The sequence below is a fragment of the Micromonospora sp. DT53 genome (assembly GCF_049841535.1).
Lineage (GTDB): Bacteria > Actinomycetota > Actinomycetes > Mycobacteriales > Micromonosporaceae > Micromonospora.
This window is the reverse complement of sequence record NZ_JBNCKM010000003.1, coordinates 344,784-361,151: the sequence shown is the minus strand read 5'-3', so window position 1 is coordinate 361,151 and position 16,368 is coordinate 344,784. Positions and strand designations below refer to the sequence as shown.

Genomic DNA, 16,368 nt, shown 5'->3' with positions numbered 1-16,368 from the left:
TCACCCCGGTTCGCGTGTCGGTGGTCTCGACTGTCCGACGAGCGTTCCCAGGGTTGGTACCGGGGGTGTTTCCGGCGCGTTAAGGTGACGCGCCCGTTCTGGCCGGGCTGCTCAGGGACGGGTGATATCGGCCGGTGGCGTCGGGGTATCCCACCGGCCGGTGGGGGCAAGGTGGCCACGAGGGGACCGGCCCTGGCCGGATCGGTCCCCGCGACGTTCAGGCCGCTGGGCGTACCCGGTAGGCCAGGTGGGTGACGCCGTCGCCCTCGACGACGCTGAACGGGCCGTCGAGCTGGAGTGGCGCGATCTTCAGGTCGGCGAAGAGCGGGATGCCGGCGCCGAGCAGGACCGGGACGAGGTCCACGTGCACCTCGTCGAGCAGTCCGGCCTCGATGACCTGGGCGGCGATGGTGCCGCCGTTGACACCGACCTCCTTCTCGCCGGCGATCGCCTTCGCCCGGGCGATGGCGCTCTCGATGCCGTCGGTGACGAAGACGAAGGAGTCGTTCTCGGGCGCCCAACCCTCCGGCACGCTGTGCGTGACCACCACGACGGGCACGTCCATCGGATGCCGACCGCCCCACCCGCTGGTGATGTCGAAGAGTCGCCGGCCGACGACGAGCGCGCCGGTCCGCTCGGTGAGCGCCCGCAGATGCCGGGCACTCGCGGCGGACGTCCGAAAGGTCATCTCCGGGTTGGCCGTCGGCGTCTCGACGTCGCCGTTCTCGTACCACCGGAAGAGGTACTCGAAGCCGCCGTGGGACGCGTCCGCGATGTAGCCGTCCAACGACATCGTCGCCCCGGTCGTCACCTTCGTCATCGATCCACTCCTCGGTCCGTGCCGTATCGGCTCGTCGGCGAAACCGGGTTCTCCCGGCCCTCTACCCATGGTCGAAGCCGGTGCGACCGTCCTCGACACGTTCGCCAGATCTTTTTCCGACGGCGTGTGCTCAGCCGACCCGCGCGGCGACGGCGGCAGCCGCGACGCTCGCCCCGGCGTCGTTGAAGTGCAGGTGGTCGCCCTGGTCGTAGGCGGGCCGCAGGGCGTCCGGGTCGGTCGGATCGGCGAGAATCCGGTCGAGGTCGACGACGGAGTCGTACTCTCCACCGTCGCGGATCCAGCGGTTCACCTCGTCACGGACCATCTCGTTGCGCACGGTGTCGTAGCCTGTCGCGTTCTTGATCGGCGGCATCGTGACGCCGATGACGGTGACCCGGTGGGCGCGGGCGGCCCGGATCAGCGCCCGGTGACCGTCGATGAGCTGGGCGGCGGTCACCACGGGCGAGGCGCCGCAGCCGAAGTCGGGGTAGCCGCCGCCACCGATGTCGTTGATGCCGAGCAGGACGACCGCGACCCGTACGCCCGGTAGCCCGAGCGCGTCGCGCCGGAACCGGTTGACGCCCCGCTCGCCGTAACACGGTGAGTCGGCGAGCAGTTTGTTGCCGCTGATACCGGCGTTGGCAACGGCCAGCGGGCGGCCGGCGGCGACGAGGTGCTCGGCCAACTGGTCCGGGTAGCGGTTGTCGGCGCCAGGTGTGGAACCGTAGCCGTCGGTCTGTGAGTCACCGAACGTCACCACCGTGCCCCGGGTGCGAGGTGACCCGGCAACGTCCACGCCGGCGAGGTGATACCAGGACTGGCTGGTCTCACCGGAGAACGCGGCAGCGCGGTGATCGAAACGGTGATCGCCCGTGGCGCGGTACGTGCTGGTGAGCCCGCCCTGGTGGAAGGTCGCCGGACCGGTGGGACCGGCGAAGTACAACGTGACGGTCAGCGCCTCCAGCGCCCGTACCGGCAGGAGCACCGCGTCGGAGGTGGTCTCGGCGCCGACCGGCACGGTGGTCGACCGTCGCCTGTCGAAGGTGACCGGACGCAGGGTGCCGGGCCGCACCTCGGCCCCGGAGCTGGGCCGGCCGATGGTGGCCCCGGTCAGTCGCAGCGGTTGGCTGCCGTACCGGTTGGACAGTCGGATCCGGATCAGGGGGCCGGCGGCGCCGACCCGGACCACCTGGCGTACCGACTGGTCGGCGAAGCCGGGGACGGACCAGTTCGGGCCGTCCCAGTCATTGCCCGGCACGGGGTGGTGGTGTGCCGCCGACCAGGCGGTCGACCAGCCGCCCGGGCCGTCGCGCCCGGTGGTCGTGGCGCTCGCCGGGGCCGCCGGCACCAGCAGGAGCAGAGCGGTGAGTACGGGAAGGATGCGAACTGTCCAGATCGACACGGGAGTGTCCCTTCGGAAACTGTGGGTGAAGCGTTGTGGTTCACAGTGCTCCGACCGCCTTACCGTTCCCTTACGATCTTCTCTCCTACCGCGGGTGCGGGTCGGCCGCGCCGGTCGTAGCGTGGGGCGCATGCGAACCACCACGTTGGGCAGCACCGGTCCCGAGGTCGGCGTCATCGGCCTCGGTTGCATGGGCATGACCCACGGTTACGACATCACCGGCCCTCGCGACGACGACACGTCGATCTCCGTCATTCGACAGGCACTGGACCTGGGCGCGACGCTGATCGACACGTCGGACGTGTACGGGCCGTACACCAACGAGGAGCTGGTCGGGCGGGCGCTGGCCGGCGGTCACCGGGAGCGGGCCGTGCTGGCGACGAAGGTCGGCCTGGTCGCCACCTCCCCGACCGGCGGCCCCGACAAACTACCGAAGATCGGTAACAACGGCCGGCCGGAGCACATCCGCGCGGCGATCGACGAGAGCCTGCGCCGGCTCGGCGTCGACCACGTCGACCTCTACCAGTTGCACCGGGTCGACCCGGAGGTGCCCATCGAGGAGTCCTGGGGTGCGATGGCCGAGGTCGTGGCGGCGGGCAAGGCCCGACAGATCGGGCTGTCCGAGGTGACGGTGACGCAGATCGCGCGGGCCCAGGCGGTGCACCCGGTGGCGTCGGTGCAGTCCGAGTTGTCGCTGTGGACGCGCGACCCGTTGACCGAGGTGTTGCCGTACTGCGCCGAGCAGGGCATCGCCTTCCTGCCGTTCTCCCCGCTCGGTCGCGGTTTCCTCGCCGGCCGGTTCACCTCGTTCGACGACCTACCCGCCGACGACTTCCGGCGGGGCCTGCCGCGTTTCCAGCAGGACGCGCTGCGCGCCAACCTCGCCATCGTCGCCCGGGTCCGGGAGATCGCCGACCGGGTGGGCTCCAGCCCTGCGCAGGTCGCCCTGGCCTGGGTGGTCGCCCAGGGTGGCCAGGTCATCCCGATCCCCGGCACCAAGACGCCGAAGTACCTGGTGGACAACTGCGCGGCCGCCGACGTGCGGCTCGCCGCCGAGGATCTGGCCGACCTGGACGCGCTGCCCGCACCCGAGGGTGGCCGCTACTGAGGCTCCGCCGGCCCGTGGTGCGGTGGCGGCCCGGCACCACGTGGCCGGGCCGCCACCGGCGGGCCGAACCTGACCCCGACACCTGGCGAGTAGAGCACGCTGACCGGCGGCCCGACCGGTGCCGGCAGCCCGGCGGCGGCGACCAACTCGTCATCCAGGTGCAGCAGTTCGGCCCGGTGCAGCGGCCAGCTCGGGTGCCAGTTCGGCAGGTGCAGCGTGCGCCCGTACGCCCGGGTGTGCAGCCCCCAACGGGCGGTGACGAAGTGTTCGAGCGGGGTCGGGTCGACGATCCGCTCCCCCACCCGCACCACCATCCGGCTCGTCGCGCCCGCCGGCCCGGGCCAACGCCGCCGACAACGGTAGGTGCGACGGTCGCCGTCGCGATCCATCCGCATCGACGACCAGAGGTACGGCAGGCGCAGCGTCGCCCGCGCGACGAGCACCGGCACCAGGCGGGACGCGTCGAGCGACCGGAACACGACAGCTCGTCGGCCGGCGTCGTCGACGGAGTAGAGCCGGACGTTGGTTTCCCAGAAGGTGCCGAAGTAGGGCACCCCCGGGCCACGACCGAGGCCCAGCCCGACCATCCGAAAGCCGATGAGTCCGACGTAGCTGACTCCCTGCACCGTGTCCGGACGAGTGCCGGCGGGCAGCAACGGCGCGACGAGAGCCGGAGCGACGGCCCAGTGCAGGAAGGTGAGGTCCTCCCAGCGCTGGCGCAGGAGCGCCCAGGGGAACGCCTGCCGGGGCGCGTGGTCTACCGGTTCCGGGTGCACGCCCTCATCCTGGCCCAGGCGACTGGCCGGCGTGGTCTCAGGCGTGCGGACCGACACTGACGGCGCCGATGGTCAGCGACGCCTTACCCTCCATGATCTCCCCGACCCGTTCGACCTCCTCCCCCAGCGCCCGCTGCCGGGCGGCGCCGAGCGTCCCCAGCGGCTCGACCGTGACGCGGATCGAGCGGCCGGAGCGGCGCTGATGCCACACGCCGGCCACCACCCCGTCCACCAGCAGCACCGGATAGTTGCCGGCCTGGCCGCCGGCCAGTGCCCGGTCGGCGGCGGCACCGGGAAAGAGCCGCTCGCGGGGGTGGCAGCCGACCGCGTACGCGTCGAAGTAGGGCAGCAACCGCAACCCGGACGGCCGGTCGTCGGGGAATTCGGTGTCGTCGGCGCTCACCCAGGCCCGGGTGCCCTCCACCGTCACCTCGGTCAGGTCCAGCGAGTCGAACAGCAACGTCGCCCACCCCGAGGGCACCCCCAGCCACCTGGCGAACTGCGCCGGGGTGGCCGGCCCGTACGCGTGCAGGTAGCTGCGGACGAGTGCGGCCAGGGCGGCCGGACCGGGCATCGGCGCAAAGTTGGGCAGCCACCGGGTCGGGCTGGTGTACGTGCTGGCCCGACCGCGATTCGGGCCGAAGCAGACCACTCCGCTCCGGGTGGCGGCGGTCATCGCGGCGACCCACCGGGGCCACTTGTCCTGGAACGCCTCCATGACCAGGTCGCCGGCCCACGGGCCGGTACGGGCGACGATCTCCTCGGTCAGCTCGGCGGTGGTCAGGTCGGCCTCGGCGACCGCGTCGGCGATGGCCGCGAGGACCTGCTCGGTCTGCCGGGGCGTCAGCAGGACCCCACTCCGTTCCCAGGACGGCGCCGGCAACGCGGTAAGCGCGCCGACCCACATCGGCAGGTCCGCCGCGGCGAGCAGGTGCACGGTCCCGCGTGGCCCACGGCTCTTGACCAGGGTGCGGTCGGTCCACAGCGCCCGGCGCACCAGGGCGCGGGTCGTGCCCGGCACCCGCAGGCCGATGGACAACTCGGCGGCCGACGCGATCTGGGCGTGCGCGCCGCAGATGGCCGACACCACGTCGGCGACGCGTCCGGCGTCCGGTGCCGCCTCCGGTGCCGCGTCCACCACCGGTGTGCCGAGCCGGTGCCGCTGTAGGCGTCGGGCGGACACCTGCGCCCAGCTCAGGTCGGTCATCGCCGGCCCTCGAAGAACGCGCGGATGTCCGCCGCGTGCGCCAGCGGCTCGTCCATTGCCACGAAGTGGCTGCCCGGGTTGCCCTGCGGCCAGTGGACGATGGTGTTGTCTCGCTCGGCGAGGCGGCGCATCAGCGCGGAGCCGCCTCCGTACACACCGGACGGCACTCGCCGCTGGCCCGTGGGCCAGGCGAAACCGCCGTCGTCGGCGACGGTGAGTCGCTCGTACATGGGCCACGACGACGTTCCTGACGTGCCGGTGAACCAGTAGAGGCTCACATTGGTGAGCAGGTGGTCCCGACCGATGGCCTGCTCCGGTGTCGGTACCGTCATGGTGAACTCCTTGAACTTCTGCATCATCCAGGCCAGCAACCCGACCGGCGAGTCGTCCCAGGCGTACGAGAAAGTTTGCGGCGCTGCCCGCAGCAGCGCGTGATGGTCGACGCCAGCGCTCATCCACTGCTGCATCTGCTCCCACTCGGCGCGCTCCGCCTCGGTCATGTCCGGCACGTCGGCGGCGGTCGGGAAGCCGAACCCGCCGTCGATGTGCACGCCGACGACCTGCTCCGGCGCCACCGCGGCCACCCGTGGCGCGATGTACGCACCGAGGTCGCCGCCCTGGGTCCCGTACCGGTGGTAGTCGAGGCGGGCCATCAGCTCGACCCACATCCGGGCGAGCCGGTCGATAGTGAACCCGGCCGGCGGCGCCTGCGAGAAACCGTAGCCGGGCACCGACGGCACCACCACGTGAAACGCCTGCGCGGGATCCCCGCCATGAGCAGGTCGTCGAGGTCCGCCTGCGGGATGTCGATGCGAAATGGCGTCATACCGGAAACGCTACGGCCCATATAGGACAGGTTCTGGCACACATCGCTGGCATTCTGGGATCATGTCCGACACCCCCGCCCGACTGCTGGGCCTGCTGTCGCTGTTGCAGACGCCGCGCGAGTGGCCCGGCAGCGAACTGGCCACCCGGCTCGGCGTCAGCCTGCGCACCATTCGCCGCGATGTGGAGCGACTGCGCGACCTCGGCTACCCGGTGCGGGCGACGATGGGCGCGATCGGCGGTTACCGACTGGTGGCCGGCAAGGCGATGCCTCCGCTGTTGCTCGACGACGACGAGGCGGTGGCGATCGCTGTCGGTCTGCGCACCGCCGCCGGTCATGCGGTGGCCGGCATCGAAGAGGCTTCGGTACGGGCGCTGACAAAGCTCGAACAGGTGCTGCCGTCCCGGCTGCGGCACCGCGTCAGCGCGCTGGGTGCGGCCACCGAACCGCTGCTCACCTGGGCGGGACCGACTGTCGACCCGGCGCACCTGAGCGCGCTGGCCGGCGCCGTCAACAACCGGGAGCAACTGCGGTTCACCTACCGCCGTCGCGACGGCGTGGACACCGAACGGCTCGTCGAGCCGTACAAGCTGGTGTCGGCGGGCCGGCGCTGGTATCTGGTGGGCTACGACAACGACCGCGACGACTGGCGCATCTTCCGGGTCGACCGGATCACCGACCTGCGGCCCACGCGGACCCGGGTCGCCGCCCGGCAACTGCCGGCGTCCGACGCCGCCTCGTTCATGACGGAGAAGCTGCTTGAGCTGACGCCTGTCTACCGGGCGGTGGTGACGCTGCACGCGCCGATCGAGCAGATGGCGGGCCCGCTCGGCGGCGCCGGCGTCGATCTGGAGCCGATCGACGCGACCTCGTGTCGGTTACGCAGCAACGCCGACACCCTGGAGTGGCTGGCGTGGCGTCTGCTGACTCTCGGTTGCGACATGGAGGTGCACGAGCCTCCGGAGTTGATCGCGCACCTGCGGCAGATCGGCACCCGGGCGACCCGCGCCGCAAGCCCGTCCGCAGCGTAGGACGGCCGACCGGCCCGGGTCGTCGGCACGTCGGTCCGCCGTACGCTTGATGGAGCACAACCGTTCAGAACAGGTGTTTCGGGGAGGAACAGGGCGTGACGCAGAGCGACGGGGAGCTGGTCGTGCTCGCGCAGGCGGGAGACGCGGCTGCGCTGGGGGCGCTGCTGGCCCGCCACGAGGCCGGGATGCGGGCCGTCGCGTTGAGCGTCCTCGGTTACGGGCCGGACGCCGAGGACGCGGTGCAGGACACCATGGTCGTCGCCCTGCGCCGCATCGGCGAGGTCCGCGACCCGAGCGCCGTCGGCCCCTGGTTGCGGGCCATCGTGCGCAACAACAGTCGGACGGCGTTGCGTGGGCCGCGAGCCGTCCCGGTCGCCGAACCGGAGTGGTTCACCCGCCCGGCCGACACGCCCACCCCGGAGGAGGCACTGGACCGGGCCGCGATGCGCGACTGGGTGTGGCACTCCGTCGGGCAGTTGTCCGAACCTGACCGCCTCGTCACCCTGCTGCGATACTTCAGCGACGCGTCCTCGTACGAGCAGATCGCGGCCGTGTGTGGCGTGCCGGTCGGCACCGTCCGCAGCCGCCTCAGCCACGCCCGCCGCGCGCTCGCCGGTGGCCTCCGCACGGCGGCGACCACGGCGCACGCGGACGTCGCCACCTTCAACGACACGCGGTGGCGGGAGGGCAGCGACATGCTCACCGCGGCGATGGGCGGGGACTTCGAGCGGGTGGTCCGCGATAGCTGGTGGCCGAACGCCGAGATGATCGTGCCGGGTGGCCCGCGCGGCGGCCGGGACCTGGCGATCGGTGGCATGAACCGCGACCTGGCCGCCGGGGTACGTCAGCGGCTGCGCAACGTGGTGTCCAGCGGCAACGTGCTGATCTGGGAAACCGACCTGATCAGCCCTCCCGACGACCCGGAGCACTGCCCACCCGCGGCGCTGTGGTTGCAGGTGCTGCGCGAGGGCCGGGTACGCCAACTGACCCTCTTCCACCCCGTCCCCGCTCGGGTCTGAAGAAACTTTCCCGACCGAGCGAACTTTTCCCTCGACCCGCGCATCTGGTCCGTGTCATGCACCAGTTGCCGTGTCGGCGGACGCCGCGCGGGTCTCGGATCGGGAGATAGTTCATGGGTTTCACCAGCCACGACGTCAGCGCCCTCGCGCCCGGTGCCCACACGTTCACCGTCGATGGCGTTCGGCAGGTCTACCACGTCGCCGGCACCGGCCCGGTCTGCGTGGCGCACTCCGGCGGCCCGGGCATCGAGTGGGCGTACCTGCGCACGCCCAGCCTGGAGGCGCACTTCACGATGGTCTACGTCGAGCCGGTGGGCACGGGCGCGTCGGGGCAGCTCGACACCCCCGGCGATTACCGTCTCGACACGTATGTCCGGTTCCTGCACGCCGTCGTCGAGCACCTCGGCGAACCCCGGGTGTACCTCCTCGGGCACTCGCACGGCGGTTTCGTCGTCCAGCGGTACGCGCTCACCCACCCGGACCGGGTCGCCGGCCTCGCCCTGTACGACACCTCACCCGTCACCGGCGCCGAGTTCTGGGCCGAGGCCATGGCCGGCCTCGCCGCCTACCCGCAGCGGCACCCGGACCGGCCGGAGGCGGCGGCGGTCCCGGCTGCCTTCGGGCAGATCGGTGCCGCGACGGACGACGAGTCGCTGGGCGCCGCTCTGCGCGCCGCCCTGCCGGTGTACTTCGCGGACTTCTGGGATCGACAGGACGAGTTCGCCCCGTTTCAGGCTGCCGTCCGGATCTGGTCGACACCGGCCGGCGCGCAGGACCCGACGCCCTTCGACGTACGGGACGACCTGGGTGAGATCACCGTGCCCGTCGTGGTGATCGTCGGGGCGTACGACTTCATCTGCGGCCCCCGCTGGGCGGAGCAGCTGCACGCGGGGCTTCCGGACTCGCGGCTGGTGACGCTGGAGCGAAGCGGACACTTCGCGCACATCGAGCAGCCGGTGGAGTTCACCGACGCCGTGGCGGAGCTGCTGAAGCGGTGACCCACCGCGGCGCAGCGCGCCCCGAGGTCCGTTCGTCACAGCGGGCAGGCCTCGGGGCGCTGTCGCGTTGCACGGTCATAGGCTGAGCACTTTGCTGCACCCTGACGAAGAGGAGACCGCCGTGAGCCAGACCGAACGGGTGGATTCCGTCGACGAGTGGAACGTGGCCGAGGACGACGGGGTTCTGGACGCCTCCGACACCCTCGACGACGACCGGGTCGGCGACCCCCTCGACACCGGCATCGTCGCCGAGGACCACTGGACGGCGGCGAACCGCTTCGGCACCACGCCCGCCGAGGAGCGGGCGGGCGAGTCGCTGGCGCAACACCTGGCCCAGGAGGTGCCGGATGTCGACCCGTACGCCGAGGGCGGCGACGACGAGGACGAACTGACCCGCCGGGGGTACGACGCGGAGGCGCGCGCCGGTCGTCTCGTCGCCTACGACGAGGGCGTCCGCGAGGACGACGAGGCCGAGTCGGTGGCGTGGGACGCTGGCATCGACGCGGGTGCCGCCAGCGCGGAGGAGGCGGCGATCCACGTGGTCGAGGACCCGGACGGGCCCGGCGACGGTCCGTTGCGCTGACGCCGTACCCGCCGCGCTCGGCACCGCACCGGGTGCCGAGCGCGGCGGCGCCGGTCAGTGGATGACGACGGGCGTCCTGACCTGCTCGCCCTGCGGGTCGTCGAGCTGCGCCGGCTGACGTCGCCGCGGCAGCAGCGCGGCCGGGATGAAGGTGAGCACGACCAACGCGAACGCGACCCAGAACGTGGTGGCGAACGACTTGGCGGCGAAGTCGAGCCCGCGCTCGATGAGCGACGGATCGACAGGCATCTGCTGAAGCAGCTCCGGCCGCTGCTGGGAGGCGATGGCCAGCCCGGCCTCGGTGATCGGCTTGCCGCTCTCGTCGACCAGGCCGGGGATCGGCCGGGAACCGTTCAGCTCGTTGGTGAGGATCACCGACATCACGGCGGCGCCGATCGACCCGCCGATCTGCTGGAGGATGTTGACAAGCGTCGAGCCGCGCGCCACATCCTGCGACTGCAACGTCCGCAGCGCCGACGTCATGATCGGCATCATCGTGCCGCCCATGCCCAGACCCATCACGAACAGCGACCCACCGAGCAGCCAGTACGAGGTCTGCGGGTCGACCTGGGTGAAGCCGAAGAACCCGACGACGATGAGCCCCAACGCGAACGGGACGGTCCGCCCGATCGGAACCCGGTCGGCGAGCGTGCCGGCGATCGGCATGGTGATCATCGCGCCGATGCCCTGCGGGGCCATCAGCAGACCGGCGGCCAGCGTCGACTCACCGCGCACCTGGAGGAAGTAGCTCGGGAACAGCAGACCGGCGCCCATGAACGCGATGATGAACACGAACATCGTCACCGACGCGATGGTCAGGCTGCGGTTGCGGAACAGCCGCAGGTCGAGCAGCGGGTGCCGAGGCTTGAACGAGTAGAGCACGAACGCCACCACCAGCACGCCGCCGACCAGCATCGGGGCCCAGACCTTGGCCTCGGCGAAGGTGCCCGTTTCCGGCAGGGACGAGACGCCGTAGAGGAAGAGGGCGAGACCCGGCGAGAGCATGAGCATGCCGACGAAGTCGAACGACTCGGACGGCTCGGGCGCGTCCTTCGGCAGCGCGAACTGTGCGTAGATCAGGGCGATCACGCCGATCGGCAGGTTGATCAGGAAGATCCAGTGCCAGCTCGCGGTGTCGATCAGCCAGCCACCCAGGATCGGGCCGCAGATCGGCCCCAGCAGCATCGGGATGCCGAGGACGGCCATCAACCGGCCGATCCGTTGTGGCCCGGCCGCCCGGGTCATGATGGTCATGCCCAGCGGCATGAGCATGCCGCCGCCGAGGCCCTGCAGGACCCGGTAGCCGATCAGCTCGCCGATCGTGTCGGCCATGGCGCAGAGGCCCGACCCGATCGTGAACAGGGCCAACGCCACCATGTAGAGCCGTTTGGTGCCGAACCGGTCCGCCGCCCACCCACTGAGCGGGATCACGGTGGCGAGGGCGAGGGTGTAGGCGGTCATGGTCCAGGCGACGCGGGCGTAGGACGCGTCGAACTCGCTCTGGAATTTGGGCAGCGCCACGCTGACCACAGTCACGTCGAGGATCGACATGATCGCGCCAAGGACGACGACGCCCGCCACCTTGAGCACCGCGGCGTCGAGCTTGTCCGATGTCGCGACGGATTGCTGTGTCACTAACTCTCCCGAAGTCGATTGAGCCGGCCGATGGTGGGCGGTGGCGGCGATGCCGCGCCAACCAGGCGCGGGGCGCGACGTGCCGGGGCAGCGACGCGCGGAGGCAGACTAACCGCCAACTGTGACGATTCGCCGCCGGATTTCGTGACCGCCGGTCCGCATATCCGAACGGCCGTCCGACTGTGGCCGGACGTCGGGGTGGCGTCAGCCGGCAGAGCCGCGAGCCAGGACCCTGACCAGAAACGTTGGCCGGGTTGACCACCCGGCGAAGACCAGCCACGCCGACAGGGCTCCTGAGGACGATGCGTGAGGTCGTGGACGGTCGCCTCGTCCTGTGGGAGATCCGGCTGGCCAACGGCGTCGACCTGCGGCTCGACCGTGCAGTGCCGGACAGGCCGCGCAGCCGGCTCCAGCCGGCCGCGCCGGCCGTGCTCATCACGTGGCGGCGAGCGTCTCGGTCAGTCCGATGGCCGTTGACTGGAGCAGCAGCCGGAGCCGGGGCTCGAGATTCTGCATGACGGCGCCCATCCCTTCGCTGTGCTGCTGCCAGCGAACTCCTAGCTTTCGACGCCAACCCGGGCTTCCGCTTGCCGCCTGCCGACGCCAGAACGACCATGTCCGCCATACCCGGATCGTGAACCGGTGCCTGTGCGGCCGCACACGTACGAGACCCGCCACCGCCACAGCCTGACGTCGCAACGCCAACGCGTGTCAGACCAACGGCGTGTCAACCAAAACCGTGACGTTTGTGGTCACGGCACAGGGTAGGGGTCGGTCCGGATCAGCTCGGTGAGGCCCGGGGATCGGCTGTGCGACGGCGACGCGACCACCGTTCGTGAGGGTTGGCGCGTCCACCCACGGCACGGCGGCGAGGTCGAACCGAGAATCGCGCTGATCTCCGCACGAACAAGGGAATCGGGTGCGAGATCGCGGCCGACCTGCGTGCCCGATCCTGATCGCGCGCCTCTCGCACCACCCCGGCAGCTGAGACGAAGTGGGGCCCTGGCCGCGACTCTCTTCGCGTCGGTGGCCGCGGGAGTGGGCGTGCTGCACTGACCCCTCGATCGGCCGGCTGACCGGGTGATCGTTGTGTGCCGGCGGTGCTCACGTTCGTCGGTGGTAGTGGTTGCGGCGAGGGACCTGTGCGGGGTCGAGCCAGGCCGGTGGCACGAACTCGGGCTGGCCGTCGCCTGCCAATCGCACCGCCCAGTCGCTGTGGTGCAGGTGCCGGTGGTGGTGGCCGCAGAGTAGGACGGCGTTGGTGAGGCTTGTGTCGCCGCCGTCGGCCCAGTGGTGGATGTGGTGGGCGTCGCACCAACGCGGCGGTCGGTCGCAGCCCGGGAAGGCGCAGCCACCGTCCCGCAGCACCAGGGCTCGCCGGAGGGGGCCGGTGATGAGACGACGTTGCCGGCCGAGGTCGAGTGGTTGGCCGGCTCCGCTGAGGACGGCGGGGAGGACGGCGGCGTCGCAGGCGAGGCGGCGCACGGCCTCGGCGGTCAGGTGCAGGCCGGTGTCGAGGGTGCCGCCGCCCAGTTGCCGGGTCAACCCGTCGTAGCTGGTGGTGACGACGATCTGGGCGGGATCACCGCCGTGCTCGGGCAACTCGCCGGTGCGCAGGGCGAGGCGGCACACGTCGCTGAGAGCGTCGTGCCGGCGTTGCCCGGGCGTGCGCTGGTCGTCGGGGCCCATGGGTGCGCTGAGTGGGTCGATGGCGGCGCGGAGCAGCCCGGCGGTCTCGGTGTCGAGGACGCCGGTGAGTCGCAGGCGGCCGTCGGTGAGGGTGGAGAGGGTGAGGTGGCGGTCGCGGGTGGCGCGGCGGGCTTCGGCGTCCAGCGCGGCTTTGGCGGCGGCGTCGGCGATGTCGGGTGCGACGTGGTCGAGGATGCGGGTGCCGAGTTTGCGGAGCAGGGTGGGATCGAATTGCCCGGCCCAGTCGACGAGCACTCCGAGGGCCTTGTCGGCGGCCTCAGGACCGGCTGTGGTCTGCACGCTGTCGACCGTGTCCGCGATGACCCGGGCCTGGTCCACGGTGAGGTGACCATCGGCCAGCGCGTGGTGTACCCCGGGGTTGCCGGTGTCCAGGACGGCGGCGAGGTCGACGAGGCGGCGGGCGGCCGGGACGGTGAGGCGTAACCGTTCGCGGAGCCAGACCGCGGTGGAGGAGGCACCGTGCGTGGTGGCGGTGCGTCGACCGTCGAGCTCACGGATCAGGGCCAGCTTTGCCGCCGCGAGACGCTGCTCGACGCGGTGCGCGGTGTCGAGCGCGGCGATCAGCTCGGTCTCGGGCAGTGCCCAGACGGCCGTTTCGGCGCAGGCCGCGATGGCGTCCTCTGCCTGCGTCAACTCCTCGACCACGACCCGACCTTAGAACAGGTGTACGACACTTTCAGTCATCATGATCGATCTGCGGCCGACCTGGTGCGCTCTGCCGGCCGGGCCTCAGCCAGGGATCGCCGAACCCTGGATAGACCGCACCTGGTTGGGGTTCCGGCACGGTGCGACGGTCGGTCCATGACACCTTCCACCCACACCGTCGCCGGCCACTGGATCGCTGGCGAGACCGTCACCGGCTCCGCCGACACCCTTCCCGTCGTGAACCCGGCCACCGGCGAGGTCGTCGCCGAGACCGCGGCCGGCACCGCCGCCGACGTCGACCACGCTGTCACCGCCGCCCGGGCGGCCTTCCCGGCCTGGTCGGCGACCACCCCGCAGCACCGGGCGGACGTGCTGCGCCGCCTCGGCGCCGGCCTCGCCGCCCGCACGGAGGAGATCGCCCAGGCGATCACCGCCGAGATGGGCTCTCCGATCGGTATGTCCCGGACCGCCCAGGTCGCGTTCCCGGCCGCTGTGGTCGAGTCCGTCGTCGGCCTGGCCGACGACTTCGCCTGGACCGAGGAGGTCGGCAACTCGCTGATCGTCCGCGAGCCGGTCGGCGTGGTCGGCGCGATCACGCCGTGGAACTTCCCACTCCAGCAGATCGTCTCGAAGCTGGCGCCGGCCCTGCTCGCCGGCAACACGATGGTCTTCAAGCCGTCCGAGAACGCCCCACTGACCGCGCGCATCCTCGCCGAGGTCGCCGCCGAGGCCGGCGTACCGGCGGGTGTCTTCAACGTCGTCTACGGCACCGGCGCGACAGTCGGCGAGGCGATCTCCGCCCACCCCGACATCGACATGATCTCGTTCACCGGCTCCACCCGTGCCGGGCAGCGCATCTCCGCGGTGGCCGCGGCGACAGTCAAGCGGGTCGCGCTGGAGCTGGGCGGCAAGGGCGCGAACATCATCCTCGACGACGCCGACCTGCCCTCCGCTGTCGAGCGGGGTCTCATGATGGCGTTCTCCAACGGCGGTCAGGTCTGCGGCGCGTGGCCGCGGATGCTGGTGCCCGCCTCCCGTCAGGACGAGGTCGTGGCGTTGGCCGTCGAAGCCGCGAAGCAGTACACCGTCGGCGACCCGGGCGACGAGGCCACCCGGATCGGCCCGCTGGCGTCCGAGGCCCACCGGCAGAAGGTCGTCGGCTACATCGAGCGGGGCATCGCCGACGGCGCCCGGCTCGTGTTCGGCGGCCCGCAGCGGCCCGAGGGGCTGCCCGTCGGGGCCTACGTCCAGCCGACGATCTTCGCCGACGTCGACCCGGCCTCCGCGATCGCCCAGGAGGAGATCTTCGGTCCGGTGCTGACGATCATCCCCTACGCCGACGAGGAGGAGGCCGTGGCCATCGCCAACGGCACGCTGTACGGCCTGACCAGCGGCGTCTTCGGGGAGCCGGAGCATGCGCTGGCGATCGCCCGGCGGCTGCGCGTCGGCCAGGTCGACGTGAACGCCGGCCACTGGAACCCGCTCGCCCCGTTCGGCGGCTACAAGCACTCCGGCAACGGCCGCGAGTTCGGCCGCTTCGGGCTGGAGGAGTTCCTGGAGACCAAGTCCATCCAGCGCTGACCGAACCAGCCCGGCCCGACCCGGCCCGGCCCGACCCCAAGATCGTGCTGGATGTAGTGGCCTCGATCGCCTCGCACACCACTACAACCATGATCCAGTGCGATCTTGGGGGTGGGTGGAACACCGGCGCCGGGCTCGTCTGTTGCACCGAACGTGCCGCGCCGCCGCCGGCACACACCGAACGGAGACACCGTGGACCGCGTCCAACTCGCCAGCTTCCTGCGCACCCGCCGGGAGGCCCTCCAGCCGGAGGACGTCGGGTTGCCCCGGGGGCCCCGCCGGCGCACCGGAGGGCTCCGGCGCGAGGAAGTCGCCACGTTGAGCGGGATGTCCACCGACTACTACAGCCGGTTGGAGCAGCAGCGCGGGCCGCACCCGTCGGAGCAGATGCTCGCCGCTCTGGCTCGTGGCCTGCGGCTCTCACTCGCCGAACGCGACCACCTGTTCCAGCTCGCCGGGCACGCCGTCCCGCGTCGCGCGGTGCGCGCCGACCACGTGAACCCGGGAATGATGCGGATCCTCGACCGGATGCACGACACCCCGGCCCAGGTGGTGAACCACCTCGGCGAGACCCTGGCGCAGACCGCGCCGGCCGTCGCCCTGCTCGGTGACGAGACGCGGCACACCGGGTTGGCGCGCAGCGCGCATTACCGCTGGTTCACCGACCCGGCGGCACGGCAGCTGCACCCGACGGAGGACCACCAGACGCAGAGTCGCCTGCTCGTGGCGCACCTGCACGCGTCGTACACCCGCGACGGGCGCGGCTCGCGGGCCGCGGCTCTCGTCGACGACCTGCTGGCCCGGAGCCCGGAGTTCGCGCGGCTGTGGCGGGAGCACCCGGTACCTGCCGGCTACTGCCCGCCCAAGCACTTCGTGCACCCGGAGGTCGGGGCGTTGGAGCTGCACTGCCAGACGCTTGTGGACCCCGACCAGTCGCAGACCCTGTTGGTCTTCACCGCCGTGCCCGGGTCGCCGAGCGACGAGAAGCTGCGGCTGCTCTCCGTGATCGGCGGTCAGCGCGTCTGAC

General features: G+C 71.5%; 14 protein-coding genes. 7 read left to right on the top strand and 7 right to left on the bottom strand.

The window, feature by feature from the left end; all coding sequences use genetic code 11:
• Positions 1-217 precede the first annotated feature (217 nt).
• Together ACLQ3B_RS12985 and ACLQ3B_RS12980 are read right to left on the bottom strand one after the other, a co-directional pair.
• Positions 218-820 (bottom strand): dihydrofolate reductase family protein, encoded by a 603-nt coding sequence (locus tag ACLQ3B_RS12985; RefSeq protein ID WP_425780453.1) that lies wholly within the window; start codon positions 818-820, stop codon positions 218-220.
• A 130-nt stretch (positions 821-950) separates the two neighbouring features.
• Positions 951-2,222, bottom strand: a complete 1,272-nt coding sequence (locus ACLQ3B_RS12980) for an SGNH/GDSL hydrolase family protein (RefSeq protein WP_425780451.1) — start codon at positions 2,220-2,222, stop codon at positions 951-953.
• Positions 2,223-2,352: 130 nt separating this feature from the next.
• Between ACLQ3B_RS12980 and ACLQ3B_RS12975 the strand changes: the two genes are divergently transcribed.
• A complete protein-coding gene (locus tag ACLQ3B_RS12975) occupies positions 2,353-3,330 on the top strand; it encodes an aldo/keto reductase (protein WP_425780449.1) in 978 nt (325 codons plus the stop codon).
• On the opposite strand, the gene ACLQ3B_RS12970 is transcribed toward ACLQ3B_RS12975, so the two are convergent.
• Genes ACLQ3B_RS12970 through ACLQ3B_RS12960 form a run of 3 tightly spaced genes read right to left on the bottom strand, consistent with a single transcriptional unit; the run spans position 3,324 to position 6,056 of the window.
• Entirely contained in the window at positions 3,324-4,106 is a 783-nt protein-coding gene (locus ACLQ3B_RS12970) for a YqjF family protein (protein WP_425780447.1), read from the bottom strand. The genes ACLQ3B_RS12975 and ACLQ3B_RS12970 overlap by 7 nt on opposite strands.
• Before the next feature lie 37 nt (positions 4,107-4,143).
• Positions 4,144-5,313, bottom strand: a complete 1,170-nt coding sequence (locus ACLQ3B_RS12965; RefSeq protein WP_425780445.1) for a winged helix DNA-binding domain-containing protein — start codon at positions 5,311-5,313, stop codon at positions 4,144-4,146.
• Positions 5,310-6,056, bottom strand: coding sequence for an alpha/beta hydrolase (locus tag ACLQ3B_RS12960; RefSeq protein WP_425780895.1), 747 nt, complete (start codon positions 6,054-6,056; stop codon positions 5,310-5,312). The genes ACLQ3B_RS12965 and ACLQ3B_RS12960 overlap by 4 nt, the downstream gene beginning before the upstream one ends.
• 145 nt (positions 6,057-6,201) lie before the next feature.
• Between ACLQ3B_RS12960 and ACLQ3B_RS12955 the strand changes: the two genes are divergently transcribed.
• From ACLQ3B_RS12955 to ACLQ3B_RS12940, 4 genes are all read left to right on the top strand, one after another.
• On the top strand, positions 6,202-7,170 hold the full coding sequence (locus ACLQ3B_RS12955; protein ID WP_425780443.1) for a helix-turn-helix transcriptional regulator: 969 nt from the start codon (positions 6,202-6,204) through the stop codon (positions 7,168-7,170).
• 95 nt (positions 7,171-7,265) lie between these two features.
• Entirely contained in the window at positions 7,266-8,189 is a 924-nt protein-coding gene (locus ACLQ3B_RS12950; protein WP_425780441.1) for an RNA polymerase sigma factor, read from the top strand.
• A gap of 113 nt (positions 8,190-8,302) precedes the next feature.
• A complete protein-coding gene (locus ACLQ3B_RS12945; protein WP_425780439.1) occupies positions 8,303-9,187 on the top strand; it encodes an alpha/beta fold hydrolase in 885 nt (294 codons plus the stop codon).
• Between the two features lie 121 nt (positions 9,188-9,308).
• A complete protein-coding gene (locus tag ACLQ3B_RS12940) occupies positions 9,309-9,770 on the top strand; it encodes a DUF5709 domain-containing protein (RefSeq protein WP_425780437.1) in 462 nt (153 codons plus the stop codon).
• 54 nt (positions 9,771-9,824) lie between these two features.
• Here ACLQ3B_RS12940 and ACLQ3B_RS12935 read toward each other — a convergent pair whose 3' ends face one another.
• Together ACLQ3B_RS12935 and ACLQ3B_RS12930 are read right to left on the bottom strand one after the other, a co-directional pair.
• Complete coding sequence (locus tag ACLQ3B_RS12935; protein WP_425780435.1) at positions 9,825-11,405, bottom strand: DHA2 family efflux MFS transporter permease subunit; 1,581 nt, start codon at positions 11,403-11,405, stop codon at positions 9,825-9,827.
• Between the two features lie 1,104 nt (positions 11,406-12,509).
• A complete protein-coding gene (locus ACLQ3B_RS12930; RefSeq protein WP_425780433.1) occupies positions 12,510-13,760 on the bottom strand; it encodes a DUF222 domain-containing protein in 1,251 nt (416 codons plus the stop codon).
• A gap of 156 nt (positions 13,761-13,916) precedes the next feature.
• Here ACLQ3B_RS12930 and ACLQ3B_RS12925 point away from each other — a divergent pair, with 156 nt between their 5' ends.
• Together ACLQ3B_RS12925 and ACLQ3B_RS12920 are read left to right on the top strand one after the other, a co-directional pair.
• On the top strand, positions 13,917-15,341 hold the full coding sequence (locus ACLQ3B_RS12925; protein WP_425780431.1) for an aldehyde dehydrogenase family protein: 1,425 nt from the start codon (positions 13,917-13,919) through the stop codon (positions 15,339-15,341).
• A 192-nt stretch (positions 15,342-15,533) separates the two neighbouring features.
• Positions 15,534-16,367 (top strand): helix-turn-helix transcriptional regulator, encoded by an 834-nt coding sequence (locus ACLQ3B_RS12920; protein ID WP_425780429.1) that lies wholly within the window; start codon positions 15,534-15,536, stop codon positions 16,365-16,367.
• Position 16,368: the final 1 nt, after the last annotated feature.

What these genes read in the sequence shown, in the direction of transcription:
- ACLQ3B_RS12985 (WP_425780453.1), bottom strand. Translation starts at nt 820, where the DNA reads ATGACGAAGGTGACGACCGGGGCGACGATGTCGTTGGACGGCTACATC.
- ACLQ3B_RS12975 (WP_425780449.1), top strand. Translation starts at nt 2,353, where the DNA reads ATGCGAACCACCACGTTGGGCAGCACCGGTCCCGAGGTCGGCGTCATC.
- ACLQ3B_RS12965 (WP_425780445.1), bottom strand. Translation starts at nt 5,313, where the DNA reads ATGACCGACCTGAGCTGGGCGCAGGTGTCCGCCCGACGCCTACAGCGG.
- ACLQ3B_RS12955 (WP_425780443.1), top strand. Translation starts at nt 6,202, where the DNA reads ATGTCCGACACCCCCGCCCGACTGCTGGGCCTGCTGTCGCTGTTGCAG.
- ACLQ3B_RS12945 (WP_425780439.1), top strand. Translation starts at nt 8,303, where the DNA reads ATGGGTTTCACCAGCCACGACGTCAGCGCCCTCGCGCCCGGTGCCCAC.
- ACLQ3B_RS12925 (WP_425780431.1), top strand. Translation starts at nt 13,917, where the DNA reads ATGACACCTTCCACCCACACCGTCGCCGGCCACTGGATCGCTGGCGAG.